Annotated in this window: 6 protein-coding genes and 1 pseudogene; 5 read left to right on the top strand and 2 right to left on the bottom strand. The window is 62.8% G+C overall.

Features of this window, described 5'->3' with window-relative positions; all coding sequences use genetic code 11:
* Window positions 1-447: ArnT family glycosyltransferase (locus B3873_RS19605; RefSeq protein ID WP_414651553.1), on the bottom strand; the 447-nt coding region annotated here is incomplete at its 3' end.
* Window positions 448-987: 540 nt separating this feature from the next.
* Here B3873_RS19605 and B3873_RS19600 point away from each other — a divergent pair.
* Together B3873_RS19600 and ssb are read left to right on the top strand one after the other, a co-directional pair.
* Window positions 988-2,229 carry an MFS transporter gene (locus tag B3873_RS19600; RefSeq protein WP_084319844.1) on the top strand — a complete coding sequence of 414 codons (1,242 nt, stop codon included), beginning with the start codon at window positions 988-990 and terminating at the stop codon, window positions 2,227-2,229.
* Between the two features lie 18 nt (window positions 2,230-2,247).
* Window positions 2,248-2,781 (top strand): single-stranded DNA-binding protein, encoded by a 534-nt coding sequence (gene ssb, locus B3873_RS19595; protein WP_286868424.1) that lies wholly within the window; start codon window positions 2,248-2,250, stop codon window positions 2,779-2,781.
* A gap of 79 nt (window positions 2,782-2,860) precedes the next feature.
* Here ssb and B3873_RS19590 read toward each other — a convergent pair whose 3' ends face one another.
* On the bottom strand, window positions 2,861-4,024 hold the full coding sequence (locus B3873_RS19590; RefSeq protein WP_286868422.1) for a branched-chain amino acid ABC transporter substrate-binding protein: 1,164 nt from the start codon (window positions 4,022-4,024) through the stop codon (window positions 2,861-2,863).
* Window positions 4,025-4,372: 348 nt separating this feature from the next.
* Between B3873_RS19590 and B3873_RS19585 the strand changes: the two genes are divergently transcribed.
* The 3 genes and pseudogenes from B3873_RS19585 to B3873_RS19575 form a co-directional block, all read left to right on the top strand.
* On the top strand, window positions 4,373-6,184 hold the full coding sequence (locus tag B3873_RS19585) for a methyl-accepting chemotaxis protein (protein ID WP_286868420.1): 1,812 nt from the start codon (window positions 4,373-4,375) through the stop codon (window positions 6,182-6,184).
* A 211-nt stretch (window positions 6,185-6,395) separates the two neighbouring features.
* Window positions 6,396-7,280: a dienelactone hydrolase family protein gene (locus tag B3873_RS19580; protein ID WP_286868418.1), complete on the top strand. Its 885-nt coding sequence runs from the start codon at window positions 6,396-6,398 to the stop codon at window positions 7,278-7,280.
* A 401-nt stretch (window positions 7,281-7,681) separates the two neighbouring features.
* A pseudogene (locus B3873_RS19575) lies at window positions 7,682-7,941 on the top strand (oxidoreductase); the annotation flags it as partial.

The raw sequence follows: 7,941 nt of genomic DNA, 5'->3' as shown, positions 1-7,941 counted from the left end.
AGCCAGTACCGGCAGGCTCATCAGGCTGCGCTGGCCCCACATCATCTTGGCAATCCTGGCCACGAACACCAGCGTGACCAGGTTGTAGAACACGCTGGCCAGGCGCGCGCCCTCGTGATACGGCAGCAGCGGATAGGCCAGCTTGGCCAGCAACGCGGCGGTCCAGTAGTACAGCGGCGGCTTTTCCATGAAGGGCTGGCCGGCATTGGTGGGAACCAGATACTCGCCGGAGACCAGCATGTGATGGATCATGCCGAAGGTATAGGTCTCATCCTGTTTCCAGGGACCATGGCCGAACACGCCCGGCAGCAGCCAGGCGGCACCGGCCAGGATCAGCAGCAGCCAGGCCAGACGGGCGGGCAGGGCTTGCCCGCCGGCAGCAGAGACCGGTTGCGCAGAGCGGGAAGTGCTCGTCTTGCCTTCGTTGAGCGAATCAAATAGGAACATGCTGAATATACGGATGCGAGCGGCCTGCGCCGCCAGCGCAACAAACAAAAAAACGGAAAAAAACTGAAAACCGGAGGACATCGAGGATGCGCACGACCCCAGCGTGCCGCCGCATGCGGGACACCGCTTGACCTGTTCGCCTTCCTCTGCGTCCGGGTTCTCCCCCCCATTACGCGTGATTGCCTTCTTTTTCTTGGCGAAGTTTATGGCCGGGCTGAAATCTTCCGTTCAGGAAGGGGCGGCTGTTATGAGCACTGCAGAAAAAATGAGCAATGCGCTATTTTGGCATAAGGTATGCCTAACATGACAGGTTTGTCAGGAATGTTGTGAAGTTTCGCGACACTCCCATCCCGTTGGTACCAGCCGGCGGGTCCGCCGAAGTTGACCCAGGACATGGAAGTGCCTCAATCCTGCGGGCCGGGAGTGCAGGGGCTGGGCGGTGCTGCCGGTCGGCCGGACTATCCTGTTACCATACGGCTTTTGCCCCGGCCGGGTTTTACTTGCAGGGCCGGGCAGTCGCCAACGCCAGTCACGAACCGTATGTCCCACCACTCCCGTTCCACCGCACAGCCTGAAAAATCCGGCATGTCGCGCGCCGAGGTGCGCGCCAGCGTTTCTCTTGCCTCCATTTTTTCCCTGCGCATGCTGGGCCTGTTCCTGGTGCTGCCGGTGTTCGCAGTGCACGCCCACAGCCTGCCCGGCGGTGACAGCGACACCCTGGTCGGCATCGCCCTGGGCATTTACGGCCTGGCGCAGGCGTTTGGCCAGATTCCCTACGGCATCGCTTCCGACCGCTACGGGCGCAAGCGCATCATCGTCATCGGGCTGCTGCTGTTTGCGCTGGGTTCCTTCGTGGCGGCCGCTGCCCACAGCGTGCTGTGGCTGCTGATCGGACGCGCGCTGCAGGGCTCGGGCGCGATTTCGGCGGCCATCACGGCCTTCATCGCCGATTCCACCCGGGAAGAACACCGCACCAAGGCCATGGCCATGGTCGGTGCCTCCATCGGCGTGACCTTCGCGGTGTCGATGGTGGCCTCCCCGCTGCTCTACAAGTCCATCGGCATGGGCGGCATCTTCGGCCTGACGGGCATCCTGTCGCTGATCGCCATCGCGGTGGTGGTGTGGGTGGTCCCGGCGGCACCGATGGTGGCGGCACGTCGCGTCTCGCTGTCCGAGGTGTTGCGCCATGCGGAGTTGCTGCGACTCAATTTTGGCGTGTTCACCCTGCACCTGACCCAGGTCGCCATGTTCATGGTGGTGCCGGCGGCGCTGGTGCAACTGGCCGGCATCCCGCTGGGCGAGCACTGGAAGATCTACCTGCCGGTGGTGCTCGCGTCCTTCGTGCTGATGCTGCCGCCGATCTTCGTGGCCGAGAAATATGGCCGCATGAAGCCGGTCTTCCTCGGGGCCATCGGGCTGATGCTGCTGGTGCAGCTGGGTTTCTGGGCGGTGCTGTCGCATCCGCTGGCGCAGGTGTGGATGCTGGTGGCGCTGCTGTTCCTGTTCTTCGTCGCCTTCAACATCCTGGAGGCGGCCCAGCCGTCGCTGGTGTCGCGCATCGCGCCGCCGGCTGCCAAGGGCGCGGCGCTGGGCGTCTACAACACCTTGCAGGCGCTGGGGCTGTCTTGCGGCGGCGCCTTGGGGGGCTGGCTCAAACAAAATGTGGGGAATTCCGCCGTGTTTCTCTTGTCAGCCGTCCTCACGCTGACCTGGCTTATAATCGCGGCTAACATGAAAAACCTGCCGCGCCGCGCTGCGCAGGCGGCGGGTGCAACAGCCTAAACGTATTCAGGAGAAACAATGGCATCGGTCAACAAAGTCATCATCGTCGGCAATCTCGGGCGCGATCCGGAAACCCGCTACATGCCCAACGGCGAAGCCGTCACCAACATCGCCGTCGCCACGACCGAAAGCTGGAAGGACAAGAACACCGGCGAAAAGAAGGAGCTCACCGAATGGCATCGCATCACCTTCTACCGCAAGCTCGCTGAAATCGCCGGCCAGTACCTGAAGAAGGGTTCGCAGATCTACGTCGAAGGCCGCCTGCAGACCCGCAAGTGGCAGGACAAGGAAGGCGTCGAACGCTACACCACCGAAATTATCGCTGACACCATGCAGATGCTGGGCGGCCGCCAGGGTGCGGGCGGCGGTGGCGGCATGGACGAAGGCAGCAGCTACGGTGGTGGCGGCGGCGGTGGCGGCAGCTACGGCGGCGGTGCTCCGCGCCAGAGCGCCGGCGGTGGTGCAGCAGCTGGCGGTGGTGCCCCGCGCCAGCAGCCGGCCCAGCGCCCGGCGCCGAACTTTTCGGACATGGACGACGATATTCCCTTCTGATCCGACCTCGTTTCATTACGCCAGTCAGTCCAAAGGCTCGTTCCCCCCGGGAACGGGCCTTTTGCTTTGCAGGTTCCTCTTACTGGCATTTCTCGTTGATCCCCGCCCCGCGCGGAAACACGCCCACCTGCTGCCATTGCCCCCTGCTGCGATACTGGTACAGCCGGAAGCGCGGTGCCGCATTGGCACCGCCGGCCGCAAAACTGATCGGTCCGCTCAGTCCCGCATGGCGTAGCTGGCGCAAGCTGGCCGCGATCTTTTCGCCATCGGTCGAGTCGCTCTGCTGGATGGCGGCGATCAACACGCTGGCCGCGTCATAGGCATAGTAGGAATAAGGACTGGGGGCGGCGTTGTAGCGCCGCATATAGGCCTGGGTGAACGCCTTCCAGCGCGGACACTGCTCACGTGCCAGTTCATATTCCAGCACGTAGGCCTGCGGCAGCGCCGCCTCGCCGAAGGACAGGCTGCTGGCCCCGCCCACCAGCAACACCTTGGCCTCCGATCCGGAGCGCCGCACTTCCTCAACGAACGCCGCTGCCTGCGGAAACAGCGCGAGGAACACGATCACATCCGCCTGATACTGATTGGCCGCCTTGATGGTGGCATTGAAGTCAGTCGTGCGCCGGCCGACCAGATAGCGGGTGGCGGTCAGTCCCGGCCGGTTGACCAGGCGCGCGGTCAGTTCATCGGTGAGGGCATTGCTGTAGGCCGAGTCATTGTGGACGACAAAGACCCGCTTGCCCTTCAGGTCGGTGGTGATCACCTCTGCCATCGTCAGGCCGACCTCGGCGGTTCCGCCCACGACCCGGAATGGCATGCGATTGCCCTGGCTGGTCCACTGGCTGGTGCCGGCCGTAAAGCCGATCTGCGGGATGCGGGCGGCCTCGTACAGTTCGGCCGTGGCCATGGCCGCATCGCTGCTCCAGGGCCCGATGACCCCCGCGACTTTTTCCTTGATGAAATAACGGGCGACATTCACGCCGAAATTGGCCGACCCCTGGTCATCCTGGGCCAGCAGGCGAAAACGCCATGAAGATTTCTTCCTGGCGGCCAGGGTATTGGCATCCTCCACCGCCAGCTCCGCACCGTGCCAGGCACTCTGCACGATCGGCTGCGTGAGCCAGGCGCTCAGGCCCAGCGTCACCTGGCGGACTTCCTCGGCCTGGGCCGGCTGCATCGTCCACGGCTGCAAACAGGCAAGCAAGGCGAACCAGGCCGCCCTCATGATGGTGACTTTGCGCATCTCACTTCCCCCCATTCCCGGCGCAACCTGCCCGGGATCTTGATCTGTGATGGTTGTTATTTCTGCACAGGTACGCGGTCCAATATACACACCCTGCCCCGATCGGGCCATGCGCCACGTGCAAGGATCGCATCGCACCGCTTCATTTGATCCCGGAAAAAAACCAAGCTCTTCATCAAATTACATTGAAATATTGAATTCCCTCAATAAACTAAATTTCGCAATTTGATTCAATAAAATATCATATTTAATGATTTTTGAATGGGTCAAGTGATTTGAAGTAGCTCAATTCGGAGCGCAGGCGGCTGAACCGTTCCGATTGCATCCACTCTTTCCAACGGGGTTTTCATGAACGTCTCATTCATAGGCCGTTTTACCATCCGCCAGATCTTCATCCTGCTTACCGGCGTCATCAGTGCGCTCATGCTGGCCATCGCGCTGGTCGCGCTGGCGCTGGAACGCAGCGACGCCACGCTCAATGCCGCCAACGAGAGCCGCTACGCCTCGTTCCAGCTGGCCACCGAATTGCGCCAGAGTTCGGACGACCTGACCCGCCTGGCACGCACCTACGTCATCACGGCTGACGCCGCCTATGAAAAACAGTACCAGGCGATCCTCGACATCCGCGACGGCAAGAAACCCCGTCCGGAAAACTACGGCCGCATCTACTGGGACTTCGTCGCCGCCGACGGCAAGCCGCCGCGCCCGGACAGCTCGCGCAGCGTCGCCCTGATCGCGCTGATGCGCGAGGCCGGCTTCACCGACGCCGAACTGGCCAAGCTCAGCGAAGCCAAGGCCAATTCGGATGCCCTGGTCAAGACCGAAACGATGGCCATGAACATGGTCAAGGGCCTCTACGAAGACGCACAAGGCAACTTCACCCGGCGCGGCGAACCCGACCTGGTCCGTGCACGCGAACTCATGCACGACCATGCCTACCACGTGAACAAGGCCAGGATCATGCGCCCGGTAGACCAGTTCTTCGCCATGCTGGACGCCCGCACCCTGGCCCAGGTGGAAGCGGCCAGGGCGCATTCGGCCACCATGGCGCGGATCTTCTACGCCCTGATGGGGGTGGCGGTGGTGGTGCTGGCCTGTACGCTCATGCTGGTCTACAAGGCTATCCGGGATCCGCTCGCGCATGCCGCCAGTGTGGCGCGCCGGGTGGCGCAGGGCGACCTCACGGCCGAGATCAGCCACCACGTCAGGGGCGAAACCGGCGCATTGCTGGAGGCCCTGCGGAGCATGCAGACCGGCCTGCAAATCATCGTCACCGATGTGCGCGACGGTGCCCATCGCATCGACCATTCAGCCACCGAGATCGCGGCCGGTACGCTGGATCTGTCCAACCGCACCGAGCAGCAAGCCAGTTCGCTGGAAGAAACCGCGTCCTCGATGGAAGAGATCACCTCCACCGTCAAGCAGAATGCCAGCAACGCCCTGCTGGCCAGTCAACTGGCCAGTACCGCGTCGGCGGTGGCGCAGCGCGGAGGAGCCGTGGTCTCGCAGGTGGTGGAGACGATGGGGGCCATCAATGCCTCGTCGAAGAAGATCGTCGACATCATCGGCGTGATTGACGGCATCGCGTTCCAGACCAATATCCTGGCACTCAACGCCGCCGTGGAAGCGGCCCGGGCCGGCGAGCAGGGGCGCGGCTTTGCGGTGGTGGCGTCCGAAGTGCGTTCGCTGGCGCAGCGCTCGGCCTCGGCCGCCAAGGAAATCAAGGTGCTCATCGGCGACTCGGTAGGCAAGGTGGAAAACGGCAGCAAGCTGGTCGAGCAGGCCGGCAGCACCATGACCGAGATCGTCACCAGCATCCGCCGCGTCACCGACGTGATGACCGAGATCACCCACGCCAACCGCGAGCAGAGCAGCGGCATCGAGCAGGTCAACGAGGCCATCATCCAGATCGACGACATGACCCAGCAGAACGCCGCCCTGGTCGAACAGGCAGCGGCCGCTGCCCGCCAGCTGCAGGAACAGGCAGCCGGGTTGCAGCAACTGGTGAGCGTGTTCCGCATCGATGCAGCACAGGCGCGTGTGACTTCGTCCACTTCTGCAACTTATGCACAACCGGCTTCGGCTGAGCGCGTCATCGACGTCACGCCCGGTGCGCCGGAGCTGCCGGGCGCCAATGCGGCACTGGCGGTGCAGGGCTGAAGCAGGGTCAAAACCTGGTCAAGCCGCGCTCAACACGTTCTGCCGATTGCGGTTAGACTCCGGCAGGGGATGAAGCCGGCGTGCGAAAAAAACCAGCTTGTCCGGTGCCATGAAAGCGGTCTGCAAGGACCGCTTTTTCATGTTGGCGCTCCCCCGCATCACCATCACTTCCACCACAACGAGGCCAAGTGCCACCAAGATGGAGAACCCGATGAACGACCTTCGCAATGATCTCAACAGCCTGCTGGGCCAGAGCAACCTGTCCGGCAACGCTGATCGCCGCACCTTCCTCAAGACCGCCCTGGGCACCGGCTTTGCCGCCGCCGTGCTGCCGGTGTGCGCGCAGACCATGATCAAGACCGATACCCAGGGCCTGACCGCAGGCGAGGTATCCATCGAGGTCAACGGCCAGCGCGTGCCGGCCTATCGCGCCCAGCCCGAGGGCAAGACCGGCCTGCCGGTCATCATCGTGGTCTCCGAGATCTTCGGCGTGCATGAGCACATCGCCGACATCGCGCGCCGTTTCGCCAAGCTGGGCTACCTGGCCATCGCACCGGACTTCTTCGTGCGCCAGGGCAATCCCATGGCCTACACCTCCATTGCCGAGCTGCAGAAGGAAATCATTTCCAAGGTGCCCGATGCGCAGGTGATGGGCGACATCGATGCCTACGTAAAATGGGCCGGCGAGAACGGTGGCGACATCAAGCGCCTGGGCATCAATGGCTTCTGCTGGGGCGGCCGCATCGTGTGGCTCTACAGCGCCCACAACCCCCAGGTCAAGGCCGGAGCCGCCTGGTATGGCCGCCTGGTGGGCGACAAGACTGCGCTGTTCCCGCAGCAGCCCATCGATATCGCGCCCACGCTGAAGACGCCGGTCATCGGCCTCTACGGCGGCAAGGACCAGGGCATCCCGGTTTCCACCGTGGAGCAGATGAAGGAAGCCCTGCAGAAGGCGGGCAACAAATCCGAATTCCATGTGTACATGAATTCGGGCCATGCCTTCAACGCCGACTACCGTCCCAGCTATGTGGAGGCGGACGCCAAGGATGCGTGGAGCAAGGTCGTGGCCTTCTTCAAGCAGCATGGCGTGGCCTGATGCTGATGCAATAATTCGGCGAGCTTCTTGTTGGTGCGCTTCTGATGCAGATCAAGGCAGGGCGCACCAAGATGTGCAGCGCGCAGGCAAAGGGGCGGAATTCTCCGTCCCTTTTTCATTGAATCTCGGAAAGAACACATGGGTTTACGGCGCTGCCGGCCTTGGCACGCCGTTTGCTAAAGAAGCGATTGAGTAGAAGCGGCTAGCAGTCGGTAACCAAGACACTTACCTTCTCGCGGGGCATTGCTCGTGACGCCATCGGAGCCTTCCGATGGTCCCTCTCTTTTGACAGGACACGAGACCATGCACATTGCCCGAGCGCCCTCTCATTCTGCGTTGCCGTTTTTCGCAACATTTCCCCTGATCGATTCCCTTTCCGGCAATGCCATCCGAGGTGGGCGATGATCGCCGTCACCGATCGCTTCAACGGCAATGCCGCCACCACACTGCGTTTGCGGGTGAGGGCAGTGCGCCACGCGGCCGAAGGGATTCGTCTCTTTGAACTGGTGGCGCAAGAGGGTGCCGCGTTGCCGCCCTGGACGCCGGGCGCGCACCTGCGCCTGCATTTGCAAGACGGTCTGGTGCGCGCCTATTCCCTCTGCAATACGCCGCAACAGCGCGACTGCTACGTGATTGCCGTCAAGCGCGAGAGCGATTCGCG

Origin of the sequence: Herbaspirillum sp. UBA812 (genome assembly GCF_002296545.1) — a bacterium.
GTDB classification, from domain to species: Bacteria; Pseudomonadota; Gammaproteobacteria; order Burkholderiales; family Burkholderiaceae_D; genus Herbaspirillum; species Herbaspirillum huttiense.
This window is presented reverse-complemented; position numbering and strand designations above follow the sequence as displayed.